The 21905-nt window shown below is 29.0% G+C and carries 21 protein-coding genes; 5 read left to right on the forward strand and 16 right to left on the reverse strand.

All coding sequences use genetic code 11. The annotated features are described in order from the left end of the window. Nucleotides 1-40: 40 nt before the first annotated feature. The 5 genes from CSBG_RS14200 to CSBG_RS14220 all read right to left on the reverse strand — a co-directional run bounded on the left by CSBG_RS14200 (nucleotide 41) and on the right by CSBG_RS14220 (nucleotide 5533). A complete protein-coding gene (locus tag CSBG_RS14200) occupies nucleotides 41-1150 on the reverse strand; it encodes a Gfo/Idh/MocA family oxidoreductase (RefSeq protein WP_008680622.1) in 1110 nt (369 codons plus the stop codon). Nucleotides 1151-1175: 25 nt separating this feature from the next. Then, entirely contained in the window at nucleotides 1176-2009 is an 834-nt protein-coding gene (locus CSBG_RS14205) for a carbohydrate ABC transporter permease (RefSeq protein ID WP_008680625.1), read from the reverse strand. Next, nucleotides 2009-2896 carry a sugar ABC transporter permease gene (locus CSBG_RS14210; protein WP_008680627.1) on the reverse strand — a complete coding sequence of 296 codons (888 nt, stop codon included), beginning with the start codon at nucleotides 2894-2896 and terminating at the stop codon, nucleotides 2009-2011. Before CSBG_RS14210 ends, CSBG_RS14205 begins: the two co-directional genes overlap by 1 nt. Nucleotides 2897-2992: 96 nt before the next feature. Beyond that, complete coding sequence (locus CSBG_RS14215; RefSeq protein ID WP_008680629.1) at nucleotides 2993-4330, reverse strand: sugar ABC transporter substrate-binding protein; 1338 nt, start codon at nucleotides 4328-4330, stop codon at nucleotides 2993-2995. 327 nt (nucleotides 4331-4657) lie between these two features. After that, on the reverse strand, nucleotides 4658-5533 hold the full coding sequence (locus tag CSBG_RS14220) for a helix-turn-helix domain-containing protein (RefSeq protein WP_008680631.1): 876 nt from the start codon (nucleotides 5531-5533) through the stop codon (nucleotides 4658-4660). Between the two features lie 180 nt (nucleotides 5534-5713). On the opposite strand from CSBG_RS14220, the gene CSBG_RS14225 reads away from it, so the two are divergent. Genes CSBG_RS14225 through CSBG_RS14240 form a run of 4 tightly spaced genes read left to right on the forward strand, consistent with a single transcriptional unit; the run spans nucleotide 5714 to nucleotide 8571 of the window. Continuing rightward, nucleotides 5714-6427, forward strand: a complete 714-nt coding sequence (locus CSBG_RS14225) for a GDSL-type esterase/lipase family protein (RefSeq protein WP_008680632.1) — start codon at nucleotides 5714-5716, stop codon at nucleotides 6425-6427. Nucleotides 6428-6442: 15 nt separating this feature from the next. Continuing rightward, nucleotides 6443-7156: an N-acetylmannosamine-6-phosphate 2-epimerase gene (locus CSBG_RS14230; RefSeq protein ID WP_008680633.1), complete on the forward strand. Its 714-nt coding sequence runs from the start codon at nucleotides 6443-6445 to the stop codon at nucleotides 7154-7156. Beyond that, nucleotides 7149-8123: an ROK family protein gene (locus CSBG_RS14235; protein WP_008680634.1), complete on the forward strand. Its 975-nt coding sequence runs from the start codon at nucleotides 7149-7151 to the stop codon at nucleotides 8121-8123. The genes CSBG_RS14230 and CSBG_RS14235 overlap by 8 nt, the downstream gene beginning before the upstream one ends. Further along, nucleotides 8113-8571, forward strand: coding sequence for a YhcH/YjgK/YiaL family protein (locus CSBG_RS14240; protein WP_008680635.1), 459 nt, complete (start codon nucleotides 8113-8115; stop codon nucleotides 8569-8571). The genes CSBG_RS14235 and CSBG_RS14240 overlap by 11 nt, the downstream gene beginning before the upstream one ends. Nucleotides 8572-8786: 215 nt before the next feature. On the opposite strand, the gene CSBG_RS14245 is transcribed toward CSBG_RS14240, so the two are convergent. From CSBG_RS14245 to CSBG_RS14290, 10 genes are all read right to left on the reverse strand, one after another. Further along, nucleotides 8787-9857: an XdhC/CoxI family protein gene (locus tag CSBG_RS14245; RefSeq protein WP_008680636.1), complete on the reverse strand. Its 1071-nt coding sequence runs from the start codon at nucleotides 9855-9857 to the stop codon at nucleotides 8787-8789. 108 nt (nucleotides 9858-9965) lie between these two features. Continuing rightward, the gene (gene nifS / locus CSBG_RS14250) at nucleotides 9966-11105 is read right to left on the reverse strand and encodes a cysteine desulfurase NifS (protein WP_198007874.1); all 1140 of its coding nucleotides are present in this window, start codon (nucleotides 11103-11105) and stop codon (nucleotides 9966-9968) included. Between the two features lie 223 nt (nucleotides 11106-11328). Further along, nucleotides 11329-11658, reverse strand: a complete 330-nt coding sequence (locus tag CSBG_RS14255; protein WP_051005294.1) for a PRD domain-containing protein — start codon at nucleotides 11656-11658, stop codon at nucleotides 11329-11331. After that, entirely contained in the window at nucleotides 11639-11848 is a 210-nt protein-coding gene (locus CSBG_RS14260) for a hypothetical protein (protein ID WP_035285458.1), read from the reverse strand. The genes CSBG_RS14255 and CSBG_RS14260 overlap by 20 nt, the downstream gene beginning before the upstream one ends. A gap of 503 nt (nucleotides 11849-12351) precedes the next feature. Further along, nucleotides 12352-12672 carry a PTS lactose/cellobiose transporter subunit IIA gene (locus CSBG_RS14265; RefSeq protein WP_008680639.1) on the reverse strand — a complete coding sequence of 107 codons (321 nt, stop codon included), beginning with the start codon at nucleotides 12670-12672 and terminating at the stop codon, nucleotides 12352-12354. A gap of 36 nt (nucleotides 12673-12708) precedes the next feature. After that, entirely contained in the window at nucleotides 12709-13026 is a 318-nt protein-coding gene (locus CSBG_RS14270; protein ID WP_008680640.1) for a PTS sugar transporter subunit IIB, read from the reverse strand. 115 nt (nucleotides 13027-13141) lie between these two features. Further along, complete coding sequence (locus CSBG_RS14275) at nucleotides 13142-14041, reverse strand: PEP phosphonomutase (protein WP_008680641.1); 900 nt, start codon at nucleotides 14039-14041, stop codon at nucleotides 13142-13144. A gap of 157 nt (nucleotides 14042-14198) precedes the next feature. Further along, on the reverse strand, nucleotides 14199-15518 hold the full coding sequence (locus CSBG_RS14280) for a PTS sugar transporter subunit IIC (protein ID WP_008680642.1): 1320 nt from the start codon (nucleotides 15516-15518) through the stop codon (nucleotides 14199-14201). 112 nt (nucleotides 15519-15630) lie between these two features. After that, complete coding sequence (locus tag CSBG_RS14285; RefSeq protein ID WP_008680643.1) at nucleotides 15631-17412, reverse strand: beta-galactosidase family protein; 1782 nt, start codon at nucleotides 17410-17412, stop codon at nucleotides 15631-15633. After that, nucleotides 17413-18765, reverse strand: a complete 1353-nt coding sequence (locus tag CSBG_RS14290) for a PTS sugar transporter subunit IIC (protein WP_008680644.1) — start codon at nucleotides 18763-18765, stop codon at nucleotides 17413-17415. 706 nt (nucleotides 18766-19471) lie between these two features. Between CSBG_RS14290 and CSBG_RS14295 the strand changes: the two genes are divergently transcribed. Then, nucleotides 19472-20665 carry an ROK family transcriptional regulator gene (locus tag CSBG_RS14295; protein WP_008680645.1) on the forward strand — a complete coding sequence of 398 codons (1194 nt, stop codon included), beginning with the start codon at nucleotides 19472-19474 and terminating at the stop codon, nucleotides 20663-20665. A gap of 250 nt (nucleotides 20666-20915) precedes the next feature. Here CSBG_RS14295 and CSBG_RS14300 read toward each other — a convergent pair whose 3' ends face one another. Further along, on the reverse strand, nucleotides 20916-21863 hold the full coding sequence (locus CSBG_RS14300; protein ID WP_008680646.1) for an LPXTG cell wall anchor domain-containing protein: 948 nt from the start codon (nucleotides 21861-21863) through the stop codon (nucleotides 20916-20918). Nucleotides 21864-21905 lie beyond the last annotated feature (42 nt).

Consider the following 21905-nt stretch of genomic DNA (forward strand, 5'->3'; position numbering starts at 1 on the left):
TATTTATATTCTCAGTCCACAACTACACTGTAATATCTATTTATTTAGAAACAATCTCATTTAATTTTACTTTTCTATTTTCATAACGAGATTTAGTTAATGCATCTGCAGTAGCGATTGCTGCTCTAGCTGCTTTCCCTGTTAATAATGGTCTAAACTCATCATCAGCATCTTTTCCATGTAAAATCTCATTAAAATATTTCATTTCATTTTTCATAATTCCATGTAACCACTTTGGAGGTAACTTTCCTGGTTTACCATACATTATAGCTCCATCCATTTCTGTTCCATGGTAAATTCTTGTACGCTCATCATCTTCTTCTTTTGTTTCATGAACAAGATATGTTTCTTCTCCATTTTTAGTTTTTACTGTCATAGCAACATCCTTCATATCAATTCTAATGGCACCTTTTGTTCCTTGAATTAATACATAATGTTCTGGCCAGTGGAATGCTGATCCATATTCTAATAAAGCATATCTATTATTTGGGAATTGTAATGTAATAAATAACATATCATCTTCATCACCAAATTGTTCACCTGAGTGAGCTACATTTCCACCTACCATACTTACTTCTTCTGGTGTCCCCATAATAAATTGTATACAATCTAATTCATGAATATGATGATATAAGTGTCCACCTGATTTTTCTCGAATCTTTTTCCATGATATACTTGATTGAGGCTCTTCCCATCCATTTCTAGCAGAATGGCAATAAAGTACATCTCCTAATACACCTTCATTAATTAATTTTTTAGCATGTCTTACACTTCTAAAAAAATTCATTACATGTCCAGCCATAAATATTACGCCTTTTTCTTGACAAATAGCAACCATTTCATCACAATCTTCATAACTTAAAGCTATTGGTTTTTCACAAAATACATGGATTCCATGTTCTGCTGCTTTAATAACTGGCTCTTTGTGTAGATAGTTTGGTGTTGCTACTATAACAGCCTCTACATCTTCTCTACTATACATAGTATCTAAGTCAGTTTCTACATCGCATCCTAATTCTTTAGCTATTGTTTCTGCATTTTCTGGATCTAGTACTGCTACAACCTTAGCTCCTTCTTGATCTTTCATAATACGCGCTAATTCAGCGCCAAAATATCCTGTTCCTACTATTGCATAACCTATATTCTTCATAATTCACCCTCCATTTTTATGTTGTTTATTTTACTGATCCATCAGTCATTCCAGCTGCAATTTTCCTTTGAATAAACATAAAGAAAATTATTGATGGTACTACTACAAGTGTTGATGCTGCCATCATATCACCCCATGAAAGAATTTCCGCTCCTTGTAATGATCTAAGTGCAACCGAAACAGTCATTCTATCGGTGCTGTTTATTAAAATTAAAGAGTATAAAAACTCATTCCATGCATTTATAAAAGTATAAATTGCCGTAGCTACTATTCCTGGCATAACCAATGGAAGAACTATTCTTACAAAGGTTTGTAGCTTGTCTGCTCCATCAATTTTAGCTGCCTCTTCTATTCCTATTGGAACAGTCTTAAAAAATCCAACCAGCATCCAAACAGCATATGGTACACTAAATGAAAGATAAACTATTACTAACCCTATCCTTGTATTAGTAAGACCAATCTTTGCCATTACCAATGAATATGGAATTGCTAATAAAATTGGTGGAAACATATATGTAGTAACTAATAGTTTAGACATAACATTTCCAAACTTAGGGAAAAATCTTACGATACCATAAGCTGCCATTGCTGAAATTGTAATTGCTATCAAAGTAGTTATAAGAGAAATTAATAAGCTATTTTTAATATTTACTGCAAACCCTAAATCTTTAATTACATGAATGAAATTCTCTAAAGTAAAGTTCTTTGGTAAAAAACTTGTAGGATTTGCTGTTAGTTCACCTGATGTTTTAACAGAAGAAAGTAGTATCCATAGTAATGGGAAAACAGCTATAATAGTTAAAATAATAAGATATATATGACACATAAAATTTCCAAACTTATCTTTTTTACTTATCATTATTTATCCTCCCTTTCCCATTTTCCTATAATAGTAAAATAAGCTGCACATATAAGTAATAAGAATAATAGCAATAAAATAGTTATTGCTGATGATTTTCCTAATAACTTCGTACCCCAGCCCATATTATAAGCATATATTGGTACTGTTGTTGTTGCATTTGCAGGTCCACCACCTGTAATTAAATAAATTAAATCGAAATTATTAAATATCCAAATTGTACGCAATACTACAAGTAATCCAATTACTGTTTTTATATGTGGCATAGTAATAAATCTAAATTGTTGACCTTTTGATGCACCATCAATTTGTGCTGCTTCATACTGGTCTTGGGGTATTGTTTGTAATGCTGAAAGTACATTTACCATTATCATTGGTGCCCCAAACCATATATTTATAAAAAATAAAGTTGGTAAAACTAAATTAGCATCACTTAAAAATTGTGGTAAAGTGCTAGTAAACCCTAATTTCACAAGTATATTAGGTATAAATCCTGATACTCCATTAAGCATCCATTTCCAAGATAAGGCTATTACTATAGAAGGAAATGCCCATGGAATAATTAATGCTGTACGATAAACACCTTTTAAATGTTTTACTCTATTAATTGACAAAGCGGCTGTAAACCCTATAAATAATTGACCAATCAATGATACTAATGTCCATATAATAGATATAATAAATGCTTTAAAGAACTCTGGATCCTTTAAAACTGATGTATAATTTTGTAATCCAATAAAATCATATGATTGCTTAATTAAATGCTTTGTTGTTAAACTATAATATAAACTAGAAAATATAGGGTAAATCAATAATACTCCTACTATAATAAGAGCTGGAAGTACAAATACCCATCTTGCATAATCTTTTTTTGCTTTTATTTTCACAAACACCCTCTCCACCCTTTCTTAAATTATGGTGCTGTCGCATATTCCTATTTTATATTTTTAATTGTGCGACAGCCCCATCATTCAAAATTCATATTACTTAACTGTACTAAATAACTCGTTTAATTTATCTTCAGCAGTTTGAGCTGCTTTTTTAACATCTGTTCCATTTGTAATAATATCTTGGAACATAGATTCAATAATTCCTTGTGATGTTAATAAACCTGCTTCTACGCTTGGTCCATGTTCAAATCCTATAGCTGTACCCTTATCAACAGCTGTGCTAATAACATCTACAGCATTTGAAAACTTCTTAACTGTTTCATTTGATTTATATTCTTCAGTATCCGATATACCTTTAATAGCAGGTAGCATTCCCACAGGTGTTGCTTCTAAGAATTTAATATAATTTTCTTTTTCATATAACTTTTCAATAAATGCCTTGCATATTTCTGGATGCTCTGATTTTTCCCAAATTACCATTGGAATATTTGATGTTTCAATTCCATAATCAGGATCATTAGCATTAACTTTTGGAATTGGAGCACAATCAATTTTATCAACTAAATCTGGTGAGTTTGTAGCTACACCACTTATTTGAAATCCAGAATTAAAATCAAATGCAGTCTTACCTTGGTAGAATAAAGTTGCTTGATCAAGAACTGCATAGTTAACAGAATCTTTTGGTGATGAGTTCTTATAAATATCAAGCCAATAATTAATACCATCTATAGCTAAGTCACTTGTAAGATCTGCTTTTAAATCATCTGTCAAAAGACTTCCTCCTGCACTACGTACATAGAAATTTAAGAATCTTGTCCCCATTAAATCTTTAGATCCAGTAGGGAATGAACATCCATAAACATCATTAGTAGTTAAAACCTTAGCAGCGTTTGCAAATTCCTTCCAAGTCTTAGGAACTTCAAGTCCTACTGCTTCTAATAAATCTTTTCTATACCACATTACTTGTGCATGAGAGTATAAAGGTAAGGAATAATGGCTTCCAACTGATTCTCCTTCTGACAATGCTGATTTAGAAAATTTATCACGGCCAATATTATCAATAACATCATCTACTGGAATAATTGCTTCGGCATCCATCATTTCAACAACATGCCCTGGGAGAGCCGTACTCATATCTGGTACATTTCCTGAAGCAAGACCGGTTGTCCACTTTGTATAAAAATCTCCCCAAGAAAAAGTTTCAATATTAATTTTTACATCAGGATTATCTTTCATAAATTGATCCGCCACTGCTTGTATAGTTTCTAATCTTGCTCCTTGCGTAAAAGAATGCCAAAACGTAATCTCTCCCTTTAATTTCCCTGGTTCTGCTTCGGCTGCACTACCCTTAGAAGAGTTTCCTCCGCACCCTACAAGTAACGTTGCCCCCATAATCACCGTCAACATAATGCTTAATAACCTTTTTTTCATTTTTATCCTCCTTGATAATGAAGTTTCTTGTAAAGCTTTACTTCTAAACTTAGTATATATTACCATTTTGTACTTTTCTACATACAAAACATTAAATATTAGCACAAAACATTTTTTTATTACTCTTTTTGTCTCTCAACTCAAGTACTATTTTATATTGCTTTATGTTTATATTTGGATAAAAAAAAGCACTTGTATCAATACAAATGCCCTTTATATCATTATCTATATTATATTTAAAAATAAATCTACAAAATTATACTTTTAATCATAAGTTGATACAATATAAATTTCTATTTTTTATAGGATAAATTAACTATTATATAGTTATTCTTTAGCATTATCCCTATATTGTTTTGGAGTAATACAAAAATATTTTTTAAATATTCTACTAAAATAATTTGCATCTTCATATCCTACTTCATATGCTATATCACTTATATTATCTCCTGAAACCAATAACTTTCTTGCAGCTGTCATAACTCTTATTTCATTTAAATATTCTAAAGGATTTTTTCCAACTTGCTGTTTGAATAATGTTCTAAATCGTGATTCACTTAGCTCAGCCATCCTGCTCATTTTTGAAATTGTGTACTGCTCTGTAGGATGTAAAATTATATAATCTACAACAACCTGTATTCTTGGATCTAAGCTAACATCTGATTTTCTTGTTCTCTTTTTAATTCTTTCTAAAGAAAATTCTTCTTCTCCAATCAATTCTTTTCTATCAATATCAATGTTCCTCTTACCCTTATCAATAACATATCCTATAATTAATTCTAGATATCCTCTAACCCAAAACATCCTTGAATCATGATCTGTCTTTATGCATTTATACATTTTTTCAAAATACATTCTACCCTCATTATTTATATCATGAATTACTGTAGGTATATGAAAATAATCTGTTAGTAAATCTCCTCCATCATAATTTACTGATGTTGCAAACCTTATGCTATAAAAAGAAAACTCATCATTAAGCGCATGACAAGATAATTTACATCCAACTGGAAGATAAACAATATCCCCTTCCTTTACTTCAAATTCTTTCCCATCAATAAAGAATATAGCATTTCCTTTTATAACGTATCTTAACATACCGTATGGTAAATAACTTTCAGGATATACCCAGGACTTACCAAAAGAGTATCTATCAATATAAAGAAAATTAAATCTTATAGAATTAATAAATGAATTATTCATAAGCAATCTCCACCTTATTATACAGAATATTACAACAATTATAATATATCACTTTACTTAATTCAATTATAATTTAGTTGTTTTGTACTATAATTACTCATTTAACCTATTTATAAAAATTTTTCTTAATAATATAATTCAAAATATAAATATTAAATTCTATTGAAAGGAGAAAGATTTATGGTTATGAAAGTTGGACATGATTATGCTAGCCCTGGTTATTTTTCATTAAATGTATCTGCAGATACCCGCCGAAAAGAATTTGATATAAAAAATCATACTCTAATAGAAAATAAATTAAAACCTGATTTTCTTTTCATAGGGGATTCTATTACTCATTACTGGGAATTAAGTGCATATTTTAACAAGCCTGGACAACTAATTATTAATCGAGGAATAGGTGGAGACACTACTACCTATTTATCCCAAAGACTTTTCGCTGATGCTCTACAATTATCTCCAAAATACTGCATCATCGGTATAGGAATTAATGATTCATTAGACTTAGAAGGTGATTATTGGAAACAACTACCTGGTCTCCCCTATAATGATGTTTTAACAAAAGCAAAAGAAAATTATATAGATATCATAGAACAATTTGATAATACATCTTCAATGCCTATTATAGTTTCTTTATTACCTATTAATATTCCAATTTCATTATGTGAGGCAAAACGTAAAAAATTCATTTGTGACTTTAATGATTTTCTATATAGTTATAGCAAAGAAAAAAATCTTATTTATGTTGATTATTATCATACAACTGTAGTCCCAGGCACAAATTTACTACTTGAAGGCATTACATATGATGGTCTTCACCCAAACGCGAATGGTTATAACATTATGGCTACAGTATTAAAAAATACATTAAAAAAACAAAATATAATTATCTAAAGGAGATTTTCACTTATGAAATATAAAAAATATGAAATATTAGAAAAAATAAAAGGTAAGCTAATAATATCTTGTCAAGCTCTTCCATCAGAACCTCTATACGTAGAAGATAAATCTATAATGTATCTAATGGCTCGTGCTGCTAAAAAAGCTGGTTCTCCTTGTATCCGCACAAATAGCATACGTGATATCATAGCAATAAAAGAAGAAACTTCTCTACCTGTAATAGGTATTATTAAAATTGAGTATGAAGGATACGATTCATATATCACTCCAACTATGAAAGAAATAGATGAACTCGTCTCAGTTGATACTGATATTATTGCTCTAGATTGTACAATGCGTAAACGTGGAGATGGTAGCACTATAAACGAATTCATAACCGATATAAAAAATAAATATCCAGACATTATACTTATGGCTGATATTTCTACCTATGAAGAAGGAATAAATGCTTGGAAGTGTGGTGTAGATTTTGTTGGGACAACCTTAAGTGGCTATACAAGCTATTCTCCTAAAATTAATGCTCCAGATATTGATCTAGTTAAAAGGTTATCTTCAGCAATTGATATACCTGTAATTGCCGAAGGTAAAATACATTATCCAGAACAAGCTGTACAAATGTTAGAATCTGGTGCATATGCTGTTGTAGTAGGTGGAGCTATTACTAGGCCATTAGAAATTGCCCAAAGATTTATTAATGCTATTGAGGTACTAAATAATGTATAAAATTTATTTAGGTGTTGATATTGGTGGAACAGATGTTAAAATTGGTTTAATTACATCAGATGGTAATCTTATTAAATCCACAGCTTTTTCTGTTGACTTTGATCATTATAAAACTCCAATTATTGATACTGTATTAAAATCAATAGATATATTCCTAGAAAACAATAATTTAGATTCAAATAACCTAATTGGTATCGGAATTTCTGCCACTGGTCAAATAGATACTTATAGTGGTACAGTAATTGGAAGCGCTGGGCATATAGATAATTGGATTTATACTCCCATAAAAGATATTGTACAAAATAAATATGCTGTACCAGTTTCAGTAGCCAATGATGCAAATTGTGCTGTTATCGGTGAATACTGGAAGGGAAGTGCAGTAAACTATTCTAATGTAATTATGATTACCATTGGAACTGGTGTAGGCGGCGGAATTATTTGTAATGGGAAAATTCTCTCTGGAAAAATAGGATTAGCTGGAGAACTTGGACACTTTTCTATAGATAAAAGTGGGAAAAAATGTACTTGTGGAAATTTCGGATGCTATGAACAATATGCATCAACTACAACTTTAGTTAATAATGTAAACGAATTACTAAACTCCCTTCCATCTTATCCATTTAATAAAACTGAGAAGATAAATGGAAAATTCATATTTGAACAAGTAAAATTAGGTAACAGTGACATAACATATATAGTAAATAAGTGGATAGATGATATTTCTGTAGGATTAGTAGGATTAATTCATATTTTTAATCCTGACCTTGTAATAATAGGTGGCGGAGTAAGTAGTCAAGAAGCTTATTTTATTACTCCTCTACGTAACAAAGTATTTAACATGATTATGCCTAGCTTCAAAAGGCATTTAAAAATCACTTCAGCAAATTTAGGAAATAATGCAGGATTGATTGGAGCTATTTATAATTTAATAAAAGATAATAATTTTGGAGGAATTTATGATAATTGATAATATAAAAAATATCTATAACTACAAATCTTTTTCAATAATTTATAAAGCTTTACAGGAACTTTCAAAACTTAATATAGAAAATATACCTACTTCAACTATCGTTTATGAAAAAAATAAACTGTTTTATAACCCAGTATCACTCATATCTAAACCTGAATATGAATGTATATTTGAAGCACATAAAAAATATCTGGATGTACATTATATTTTAGAAGGTATTGAGGGTATTTCTACCTCTTCTATAGCTAAACTTAAAGTTCAAACTCCTTATAATAATGAAAAAGATATTGCCTTTTATAATGGAGAAGCTGATGGAACATATTATTTAAATCCTGGTGACTTTATGATTTGTTGGCCTACTGATGCTCATAAAGTTGCTATTATGAAAAACTCACCTTCTCAAATAAAAAAGATAGTTTTTAAAATTTCTGTTGATTATTTATAAAATTTGTTTCTTTTGTATTGAATAAACATCTACTGTATTTAATTTTAAAACCACATAAAAATCTATAAAACTTATAATATAGTCAAAGGACCTAACGTTTCGTTAGATCCTTTGACTATACTACGATTTAAATTAAAAAACACTTGTATTTCTTAATTTTTGAAATAATATATAACTTTAATTAATTATAAAATAAAGAGTAAAGAAATGATTTATTATACTTCTATAAGTACATTCATTATCCCACCACAAACCATTCCTTCATCTTCTGCTACATCTCCTGTCATATCAACTTGCATTGTCATAAAGCTTCCTTCTTCAACTTCCTCTATTAAATCCCTTGCTGCAAGAATTACCTCTCCTTCACTACATCCTCCGCCTATGCTTCCAAGTGTTTTTCCATTTTGCCAAATAATCATTTTAGCTCCTGCTCCTCTTGGTGTAGACCCCTTTGTTGATGTTACTGTAACAATTGCTCTTCTTTCTTCATCTTCTTTTGCAAGGTTTTCTAAGACTTTAATATCCATATCAGAATAATTTGTTCTTTTTTTAGCATTTGCACAAGCTATCATATCTGATATACCTAGCCTTTTTTGTGCAATAATCTGAGAAATAATAGATATTGCAATTTCTAATGGTGTAATTCCCCCAATTCTAAATCCTATTGGCGAACATATTTTATCTAATAGCTCTGCACTATATCCTTCTTCTTTAAATTGATCTTTAATTCCTTGAACTCTTCTCTTAGATCCTATCATTCCTAGATATTCTGGTTTTATATTTAAAACTGCTCTAAGACATTCTTTATCATATTTGTGTCCTCTTGTAACAATTGCTACATAATCGTTTTGATTTACATTTATTTGTTCAAAAACATTTTCAAAACTTTCACAAATTACTTCTGTTGCTAATGGAAACCTTTCTTTATTTGCATAGGATAATCTATCATCTACAACTGTTACCTTAAATCCAATTTTAGCTCCTAAATCCACAAGATGCTCTGAAATATTTCCGCCTCCAAAGATAATTAATCTTGCTTCTGGAAAAAACGGCTCTATTAAAATTTGCTCTTCATCATTATGTATGATAAGTTCTGGAGTCTTTTTATCTATTGCTTTATTTATTGCATTTTTCATATCTTCATCAATATCTAATAAGTAATCTTTATTTAAATCTAATAATATTTTTTCTATTTTCTTTCCCCTTTTAGATGAAAGTCTTGTCATCATTACCATGCTATGGTTGTCCTTCAATTCATTAATAAGTTCTCCATAAGTATTTCTCATATAATCCCCCTGTATTTTGCTGAGCAAAATAGTGAAAGAGTTAAAGAGTAAAAAATGATTTTCACTAAAATATCTCTCAGCATTTTATTGTAAATAATTTATAAGTTTTTAGTTAAAATAAATTTTCTTTAGCGCTTCAACTAATTTTTTTACGTCTTTTATATTATTTTCTTCTCCAAATGTAAATCTAAGTGAACATTGTGCCTTTTCATGAGATAAGCCTATTGCTTTAAGTACATGTGAAGGCTCTGTTAATCCTGAAGAACAGGCTGCTCCACTTGATACTGCAAATCCCATTTTATCTAGCTTTAGTATCATTGTTTCTGCCTCCATTCCTTCAAAGAGGATGTTAACATTTCCCGGTAATCTATCCACGGCATGTCCATTCAATTTTGTATTTGGTATGTTTTTTAAAATCTGAATTATAGCTTCATCTCTTAAGCAACACAACTTCTTTTGATATTCAATTAAGTTTTTATTTGCTAATTCAATAGCCTTTCCAATACCAACAATAGATGCAACATTTTCTGTGCTTCCACGCTTTCCCTTTTCTTGCTCTCCACCATCCATAAGAGAATCAATGCCTGTACCTTTTCTGATATATAAGGCTCCTACACCCTTTGGACCATAAAATTTATGTGCTGATATTGATAATAAATCAACTTGTAAATCTTCAACATCTATAGTAATACATCCAACAGCTTGTATTGCATCTGTATGAAATATTATTCCCTTTTCCCTAGCTATTTTCCCTATTTCTGCAATTGGCTCTACAGTTCCTATTTCATTGTTTGCCATCATGATACTTATTAAAATAGTATCTTTTCTTATAGATTTTTTTAAATCCTCAATTGATATTTTTCCATCCTTATCAACTGGCAAATAGCTTATTTCAAAGCCTTCCCCCTCTAATCGTTTACAACTATTGATAACTGCATGATGTTCTATAGAAGAAGTAATTATGTGTTTCCCCTTCTTTTTATAATATCCAGCAATACCCTTAATTGCCCAGTTATCAGCTTCTGTTCCCCCACTTGTAAAGTAAATTTCACTCTTTTTAGCATTTATAGTAGCTGCTATTTGCTCTCTTGCTTTTTCTATTGCTTTTTTACTTTTCCGTCCAAAACTATAAATGGAAGATGGATTTCCATACTGATTAGTTAAATACGGCATCATTTCTTTAAGAACCTCTTCGTTAATAGATGTTGTTGCTGCATGATCTAAATATATCATCTTATTTTCAATCATATTTTCTTCCAAAAACTCACCTCTACTTTTATTAAGCCCTTTTATTAAGACGTTTTTTTCTTCCCAATACTCCTATAAATTTAGCTATTCATTTATATTTTTCTTACTTCTGTATTTTGATTTTTACTATATTTAATTGATTTTTAAATTTTATTTATTATTGAAACTTAGTAAGCTCTTCTAAGTTTATTTTAGCATATATTGTATTTAATTCAAATTAATATTATCCATTATATATATTCATTAATTGTATTGAAATTGTATTGATTTTAAATTCTTCTGGATAAAACTTTTTAACTTCCCATAACAATCTATTTTGTAAGATTACTCCTTTATTATATCTTTCTATGGCAAAAGATATATGATCAATTAATGAAATAAAAATATTATCATTTAATTTACATTTCAATTCATTTGCAGAATGTTTAATTATCATATTTGTAACATCCATATACTCACTTGGCATGTCTTCCATAACACTAAAATAGTTTTTCTTAGCGCTTTCATCTTTTAATGTAAATATCTTTTCTATTTTATTTGGATCTATGTCCATCTTCTTGTATATTATCCTCTACAATTTCTACAACAATAGCCTTTTCATAGCTTTTATCAGCACAATTAATTAATTTTACCTTTTCTATTCCATTGAAAAAGTATAAGAACACAAAGAACAAAATAATAATAAATGATGCAATAATATGCCTTTTAATCTTCTTATTACTTTTAAATACCTCTGTTATCATAACAATCCCCCAAATTGATAATAAATAATTATTGATGCAATTTGTTCCAAACTACTAAGTATAATTAATTACGCATAATTTATAAATTAATAGTTAAGTTTGACTAGTATCATCTGAGGAAAGTACCATCTTAGCTTCATTTATAGCTGCTAAAAAACTTCTTTGTCCTCTTCTTTATAATTGTCATTTTTTGTTCCTATAACAGCTTTATCAGCAATTTTTATAGCTTCTTCATTAGATTTATCAAGAGATTTAACTATAGTATATGTTTCATCTATAAATTCCCCCTTAATCTTCTTACAAGTGAATTATATATTAATAAATTTTAAAATTAGGAATTTTTAACACTTTTTAACTTAAGCTTTGCCCTGCCTTTACTACTATTAAATTAATCTAAAATACTTAACATATTTTTTACTTATAAATTATAAAAACCCATAGTAGAACAAATATAGTATTCTACTATGGGCTTTTATATAAAAATATATTCTTAGTCGTGTACATTACTTTTCGTTCATACGTTTATAAACTTCAACAAATTCCTTTGCTAAATCTGTAAATGCCATTGAAGTCATTAAGTGATCTTGACCATGTACCATCAATAATGTAATTTCAGTTTTATTACCTTGAGCTTCCTTAGCTAACATTGCTGTTTGAGAATGATGTGCCTTTAATAATGAAGCTTCTGCAGCAGAAATTTTAGCTTTAGCTAATTCAAAATCTCTATCTTTTGCAGCTTGGATAGCTTCCATAGCATTACTTTTAGCATCTCCTCCATACATAATTAACTCCATAACTACTTGTAAATTTTCTTGTTCTTCCAAAATTAACACTCCTTTTAAAAGTAATTGGTTTACAAACTAATTCTTAATTAATCTTATAGCTTGATCCAATACTTTTTCTCCATTCATCATACCGTAATCTGTCATTTGTATTACATCTAATCCAATACCTAATGGTGCAACCTTTTCTTCAAATTGTTTTTTCATAAAACGTACTTGTGGCCCTAAAAGCAATACATCAACTTTCTTCTCATTTAAATAACTATCTGCTTCGCTAGCTGAAACAGCAAATATATCTGCTTCAATACCCTTCTCTTCAGCTGCTTTTTGCATTCTAGTCACCATTAAGCTAGTACTCATTCCAGCTGCACATATTAACATAATTGTCTTTTTCATATTTATACACCCCTCTTATAATCTCTAAAAAAACTCTTTATAAATTTAGTAATATACAAGAAGGTAGGTTAAACCTAAACCTAACCTTCTATATATATTTTTTTTCTTCAAATAATCAACGATTAATTGAACGCGCCATCATAGATACAGTATGACGAACACCTCGAATTGCCTTACTCATAGCAAAAATATTCTCAAAAGGTGCAACTCCACCATAACCTGCATCACCAATATGCTGAATATCTACGCCACAAATTTTATTGCGAATTGCAATTTGTTTAATAGTATCTTCATCAGAACTTTCTTGACTAGTACCTATTGCAGTTAATACAAGCGCACCTTTACTATGTGCTACTTTAACTACTTCTTTTAATTCTGAATCATCAAATCCTGGTACTGTTCCAACTGCAGGAACTAAAATAATATCTGCACCTGCCTCAATAAACTTTTCTACTGCCTTTATGTCTGCAACTGGCTCGTTAACACCAGCTCCATGCATTTTGCCTGCAATAATTAATCCTGAAAAATGTTCTTTTGCTAGATGAATTGTTTTTTCTATTTGTGAATTTGTAACTCCTGTACCAGGATTTCCAGTAAAGCAAACAAAGTCCATACCAAGTTTTTCAATTTCTTGAATTGTTTCTAAATTAGCTTGTCTACCTTTGCTGATAGTTAAAATATCTTCTGCCATATCTGCATCTAAATCTACTGGTTCTAAGTTTACTCCTATTGGTCGTCCTACTAAATGATGTAATTGATCCACAAAATTTCCTTCTTTCATATCTAATCCAAAAATATATGGATTCAAAACATCTACCCCATTAAGTAAAATTAAATCTGCTCCGAAAGCCCTAGCAATTTCAGAGTTAGTAATATCACCGATAAAGGATTCTCTTGGTGCCACATTCTCTGAAAGAATGGTTCTCCCTTCACTAGCTTTAATACTTTGTTTTAATTCAGCTGCGGTCATATTTAGTATCTCCGAAGCATTTGCACTAATTAATCTTTTACCCATAATTACTCCTCCAAAAATCATTTAAATTATTGTATTTATTTAATTTACTGTTTTTATTTAACTATTTACTGATCTTTATTTAAATCGTTTATCACTTATTTAAATAACTAATTTAATTCTAATTTTTTATATTTTTCATTTAATTATTATAAATAAATTAACCCATTATGTTATTATTAACTTCAACTTCCTCAGCTGCTTCTAAAGCTAAGTTTTGCTTTTCAACTGCTTTATAGAAGAACCAATAAATTGCTACGTCTACAAGTATACATACTATTTGCAATACAGCTCCGCTTATATGATTTCCAGTTGTAAGGAATCCACTAAGAATTGGTGGCATTGTCCAAGAAACTGTTATACCTGTAGTTTTTGCAACTAACCCCGAAGCCATTGCCACATATGATATTATCGCATTTGCTACTGGTGCTAAAATGAATGGTATTATTAATGAAACATTCATTACTATTGGTAAACCAAACATAGCAGGTTCATTAATATTAAATATCCCCGGTGTTAAAGTTAATGGTGCCATAGCTTTAGTCATTTTACTTGCATTTCTACGTCTAGCAATAATCGCAATAACAATTACTAACCCAATTGTAGCTCCACCGCCACCCATATATACGAAATTATCTATAAATGGTAGTGTAATAATATTTGGTAAATTAGCTGCACTATCAGCTTGGAATAATAAACGGTTTGCATCTGAGTTCATTAACCAAATAGGTTGGAGAATACTGTTTACAACGTTTCCTCCATGAATACCAACGAACCAGAATAAACTATTTAATAGAATTGCAATAATTGTTCCAAATATGTTATTACCAAGTAATCCTAGTGGTTTTCCTAAAATTATCATCATTAAATCATGAATATTACCAATATTAACTCTATCAAGAATCGCAAAAACAACTAACCATAAAGTTATAATAGCTGCACCTGGAATTAAAGCACTAAAACTTCTAGCTACTGCAGGTGGAACAGAATCTGGTAATTTAATTTGAATATTACGTTTTATAAACCAGCTAAAAATTAAAGCTGAAACAATACCAAGAATCATAGCTACAAATAAACCTTTACTTCCCATGTAGCCAACTGGAATGCCTGTACCTGTCTCCCCACTTACAAAAGGTGTAACAATGATAAAAGATGATAATGCTATAATACCGGCTGAAACTCCATCAACTTTATTTTGACGAGCTAAGCTATTTGCAATTCCAAAACTTGCTACTAGACCCATTAATCCGAAGCTCCCATCTACACCCTTCCATAAATAAGTATCAATTCCTACCGCTGTCAACCAATCAGTCCATGCTTTAACTGGAAAACTTGCTATTATCATGAATAACGAACCAATAATAATTAGTGGCATACTTAATGTTATACCATCACGTATTGAAATTAATACTTTGTTTGCCCCTAACTTCGCAGCTATAGGCAACATTTTTTCTTCAAGAAACTCATTTAGTTTTTTCATAATAACCTCTCCTTTTTAAATATTTTTCAAAATAATTTTTATACCATTTAAACATTAGAAATAAATAAATATTATGTGATTATATGCTTTAAAACTTAAATTTTTTATTTAATTACAAATCTAAAAAAATAGGTTTGTCATTAAATTCAAGCTCTCTTATTATGATATTTTCAGTTTCAAATACAATAATCTCATTCTTCTCTTTAAGAAAACCAGATGGAAGATATAAATATTGTATAGGTCCCTTAGACCAATACCTTCCAATATTAAAGCCATTAACAAATACTGAGCCCTTACCATATTTAGAACAATCAATAAAAGTATCATTAATATTATTTAGTTCAACAGTAAAATGATAAAACATTGGAGTTTCTACTTTATCCACAATACTTTCTTCAAATTTAATTTTAGAAATCATCTCTTCATCAAAGTATAATGGATATTGAATCCATCCACTATGGAAATGATTATTTATCATAACTCCGCCCTTTATCCCTTTTCTTTGAGTAGGGCTATTTAATTTATGTCCATAGTTTACTCTACCTAAATTTTCAACTAATACATCAACATTTATAAATTCATTGTCACTACTAAACTCAACCTCTGTTCCTATTTCTTCCTTATATTGAGTAGCAATAAGTTTTTCATCAATATATACATGGCATCTATCAGAAGCATCTATAACCTTTAATTTTTCATCATGATGATAATTCTTAATTTTGCTTCTATATAGCATGTATCCATAGTTGCAATCTAAATCTTCCATGCCTTTAGGATATACTGTTTTAACTTCTTTCGATATATCCGAAACAATAGACATAAGATTAGCTGTACCATCAACTTTATAGCTGCCAAGATTCTTTAATATTCTTTTTATTGGAGGCAATTGTACTATATTAGGAAATAGTGATTTCATAACCTTTTGTAATTCATAATACTTATCACTTGGATTACCCCATTCCGTTAATATCGCATCATAATCATATGAGGTAACTTGTGGTAAATCATTATTTCCTCTTGCAGAACAACCATTCATAAATCCAAAGTTTGTTCCTCCTCTAAACATATAAAGATTAATACTTCCTATTTTAAGCATTTCCTTTACATCTTCTGCTAAGTCAATAGAGTCTCTACGGATAATATCTTCTCCCCATCTATTAAACCATCCATCCCAATATTCCATGCACATAATAGGCCACTCTTTTCCATTTTTTAAAATGAAATCTTTAAGCATATCACAATTCTCTTTTGATTTTGAACCAAAATTCCCAGATACGAAAATATCATCTTCAATTAATGATCCACACTCTAATGCTTCAATCCATGTACCATCTGATGTGAAAAGAGGAACATCTACCCCATTTTCTTTCATTATTGATGCTACAATTCTCAAATATTCCTTTTCATTACCATAAGAACCATATTCATTTTCAACTTGCATCATCAAAACTGGTCCACCCTTAGTTACTTGATACTTAACTAATCTAGGTAGTAAATCATTATAATAATTTCTTAGCTTTTCAATAAAGTTATCATCAGAGCTTCTAAGCTTTATTTCTTTATCCTTTAATAGCCATGCCGGAAGTCCACCAAACTCCCATTCAGCACATATATAAGGAGTGGGCCTTAAAATAACATATAAACCTAACTTTTCAGAAATTTTTATAAACTTTTCTATATCTTTGATTCCTTCAAAATCAAATTTCCCTTCATATGGTTCATGAATATTCCAAGGAATATATGTTTCTACTGTGTTAAATCCTAGAGCTTTTAAATTAAATAATGTATCTCCCCATTGAGAAGGGTGTATTCTAAAATAATGAACAGCTCCAGATAAAATTTTAAATTTATTATCATCTATATAGAACTCTTCTCTTATTTCAAATTTAGACATCTACATGTTCTCCTTATCAGCCATTCTAACAAAAGGTAAGTAAACTACTATTGAAATTGCTAAATTCACTAATGATAATATAATTGCTCTCCAATCAAATCCTGTAGCGAAGAATCCATATAATACAGGTGGCATAACCCATGTAACATTTTGAGTAACTGGTGCTACCCAACCTAAAGTTGTTACCAAGTATGAAACTGCTGCCATTAATGAAGGTGATAATAAGAATGGTATAAATAAAATTGGATTCATAACTGTAGGAAGTCCATACATAACAGGCTCTCCTATATTAAATAAAACTGGAGCTATACCTAATTTAGCAACTTCTTTATAATGACTATTTCTAGATTTCCATAATATTGCTATTAATAAACCTAATGTTCCATACCATACAAATGCTCCATAAGATACGCTTGTCCATAAATATGGAATTGGTTGATTATTTTGAAAAGCTTCCATATTTGCTAATAAAGTAATTCCAAATAAGCCTTCCATAATTGGTGCCATAACGTTTCCACCATGAATACCAAAGAACCAGAATAATTGTGTTAAGAATGCAATAAGTATAACTGCAATGAAACTTTGTGATAAACCTAGTAATGGAGTTTGAAGTACTTTATATATCCAGTCAATTAATAATTGTCCAGTAATTTTATTAAATGCATATACGAATATAGCTACAACATATAATGCAACAAAACCAGGAATTATTGACATAAAAGGTTTTGCAATAGCTGGTGGTACTGTATCAGGTAATTTGATTGTCCAGTTTTTATTCATTAATTTACTATAGATAATGCAAGCTATAAAACCAATAAGAATTGCAGTAAAATAACCATTTGAATTAATTTGTGCTCCAGGGATAATTCCACTAACTGTAACAGAAAGATTATTTCCTTCAACAGCTATATCCTTAACACCTTTAAAAAGTTCTGATAAAACTTGTCCATCAGCATTAGGTAATTGAATACTTTTAGTTATAGAATTACTAATAGCTATTATAAAAGCTGAAAGAGCAACTATACCTGAGGATAGTGTATCTGTCTTATAAATCTTGGCAACATTTACACCTAAAGAAAAAATAAATAATAGCGATACTATAGCTAAACTGCCTTTAAATATTAAATTATTTACATCTACAAACCAACTAAATGTTTGTGGGATTGAAGTATTTCCAAATTGTCCAGGCACATCTACTAAAAATGCATTTAGTAAAAGAGCAATTGAACCAGTCATAACAACAGGCATTGTACCTATAAAAGCGTCTCTAAGAGCTACTAAGAATTTTTGATTACTTATTTTTGAAGCAATTGGTAATAAATATTTTTCAATAGATTCCATCAACTTATTCATTTTTGTCTCCTTGTTATTAAAATTTTTCAATTTAAATTAGCACCTCTAAACAGATAGATTTGATTAAACTTAATTCTTACAATAGAAATAAATCCTAATCATGTCTCTCTATTTTTAAATAAAATGTACATTTTTTTGTAGATAATATTTATAAATTATTACTTTATCGTTAAGTATAAGATATTTATAATACAAACCAATTTAATAGTTTTCTTAGGATTTATAGTTATATTAATATAAACAATATAATTTAATTATTTAACTATTTCTCAACTAAATATATTTGGACTTCCTTTGTAAAACTCAAACTACCTTTTACTTAAACAATCCCTCCTTTTCTTATAAATTACAATTTATAATTTATAATTTATAATTTATTAAACACATTTCATCTATTTTTTTATATAATTGATAATAATTTATAATCTATTATGATTAAAGTATAATTTACCAAAAATAATTTGTCAACACATATATTGGTTATTATTAACTTTTTTAATTATAATTTATAATCAATTTTCCTCTTTATTTTTTAGATTTTTAAGTTAATATTATCATATATAAAAGTTAATATAGCCTAAATCAATAGAGTTATACTTTTTTAGGCTCTTTATTGTCTTCAAAATAATTTATAATAAAAATAATTATATTTATTTTTAAATTATAATTAATGTTATATAATATTATTATTGAAAGGAGATACAATATGAAGCTTACAAAAAACCAACAAAAGTTAAGATTTAAAATTTTAGATAAAATTTATGCTAAAGGACCTATTTCTAGAATTGATATTTCAAACGAAACTGGAATTACACCTGCAACAGTTAGCGAAATTACTGGTAATATGATTCAAGAAAACCTTATACATGAAATTGGAGAAGTTATACCTGAGGAAAATAAGTCAGGAAGAAAAAAAATATTATTAGGTATATCCCCTAATCATAGTTTTTATATAGGTACAGAGTTATCACCTAAATATATATCTTTTTGCTTAACTGATAATATTGGTAAAATTTATAAGGAAAAGACTATTCAATTAGATAATTCTAATTTAGAAGAAATTTTAAGTGAAGAATTTTATATTAATAAATTAAGTAGTTTTATAGACTCTTGTACAAACTATAATCCGAAAGGGATAGGTATAGCCCTTCCTGGCCATTTTGATGAAGTTAATAAATCAATTATTACTAATAATTCATTTTGGAAAAATTTTGATATAACAATACTATTAGAAAGATTCGATTTACCAATCTACTTTGAAAATAATGTTAAATGTATGACATTATCAGAAAGATTATTTAGTTTTAATGGCAATGATGATAATTTTATATTCTTCCATGTTGGTAGAGGAATGTTTTGCTCATATATGTACAATGGTGAACTCTATGCCAAGGATAATTTTCTTGTTGGAGAAATAGGACATATAGTTGTTCATCCGAATGGTGAATTATGTGAATGTGGAAAAAGAGGATGTCTTCAAACATACGGAAGTGAAGCTTGGATTATTAAAAAATCTCAAATACTCTTTGATAACTCAGAAACTACATATTTGAAACAATTAGTATCTGAAAGAAATAAAATTACCATAGAAACTATATTAAAAGCTTATAGGTTAGGAGATGAAGGAATTATAAAAATACTTAACTCTGCAATTAATTATCTTTCAATTACAATTAATAATTTATCAATGATGATTGATTCAAGTAAAATTATAATTCATGGAGAGTTGTTTAATGAAGATTTATTAAAAAATCTATTAGAAGAATTATTAAAACAAAATATTAACTTGCTTTCTAAAAATATAAAACAAGATATTTTACTTAAGGAATATAATAATTATAATGGTGCTTTAGCTGCTGCTGCTCTTTGTGTATCAAAACTTTTAATTAAACTAGACTAATAAAGTTTGTACCTTATTAGTCTTACTTTATGGTGTATTTTGTGAAAATATAAAGGGAGTCGTGTTTCGCGACCCCCTTGAGTTTTACTATATTAAAGATTAACTTTCTTAGTTTCTTTTGTTATTACATTAGCTTCCACCATTTCAACAAGAACTCTTGATTCTGTTTGTAATAACTTATATTAGATATTACAGAATTCATAAAATTTAATGTCTTCTATTACTATAGAATATATCTTCTAGTATTTGCCTAAATAATAGTTTTTCTTTTTTTATAAACTGTTAATCCTGTAGCTACCATTAAGATAGATACTACAACTAATATATTACTTGAAATCACTGAACTTGTTTTAGGTAAGACTTCTTGTGAAGAATTATTAATTGCTTCATTTTTCTCATTTGAATTACTATCATTTTGTTTTTGATTATCGTCTTTATCTACTCCTGTTGAAGGCTTACTACTCTCTTCTTTACCTTCTTCTACTGGAGATTTAGCATATTCTCCAACATATGCTAAATCTGATTTTTCTGATAAGAAGTAATCACTACAGTGATCTATTTCTAAAATAACATATCCATTTTCATCTACAGTAACATTATAACTTATTTTTTCTATCTTTTTAGTCTCTTCATTATAATGATAGAAAGTTAATTTTCTCCCTACAAGATCCTTTTTCTTATCAACTTGCACTTTTACTGGTGCTTTCCCTGGTAAAACTCCATGATGGTCAAACTTTATAAATACAGCATCATCAGTTAACTTTTCAATTTCAACTTTATCTTCTTTTGTTGGTATATTACTTACAGATAATTTAACTGAATCTAATTTATCTGTTTTAATATCTTTTCCACTAAATGTCCAAACTGTTCCATCTTCTTCTGTAAAAGATATATTTTTATCTCTGCCAGCTATTGCTTTGAATACTTCTTTATCAACTATTTTTTCCTTATTATTTACTTCAACTTTAATTTCTTTTTCTTCTGAAGCTTTTATTTCTTCAATAACTTCTTTTATATCGGTTCCTTCATTAATAACAGGTACTTTAGGAGTTGATGGCTCTCCTGGCTTTGAAGGTTCTTCTGGACTTATCTCTCCATTTTTATCTACAATACAAGTAACTGAAGGTGTTTCTGAATGCCTATTGTTTCCTCTATCAGTAACTCTTACTTCATATATCTTAACTTCACTACCTAACATATCTTCTGTTATATCAAATGAAACTTTATATATTCCTAATTT

Source organism: Clostridium sp. 7_2_43FAA, from assembly GCF_000158375.2.
Taxonomy (GTDB): Bacteria; Bacillota; Clostridia; order Clostridiales; family Clostridiaceae; genus Clostridium; species Clostridium tertium.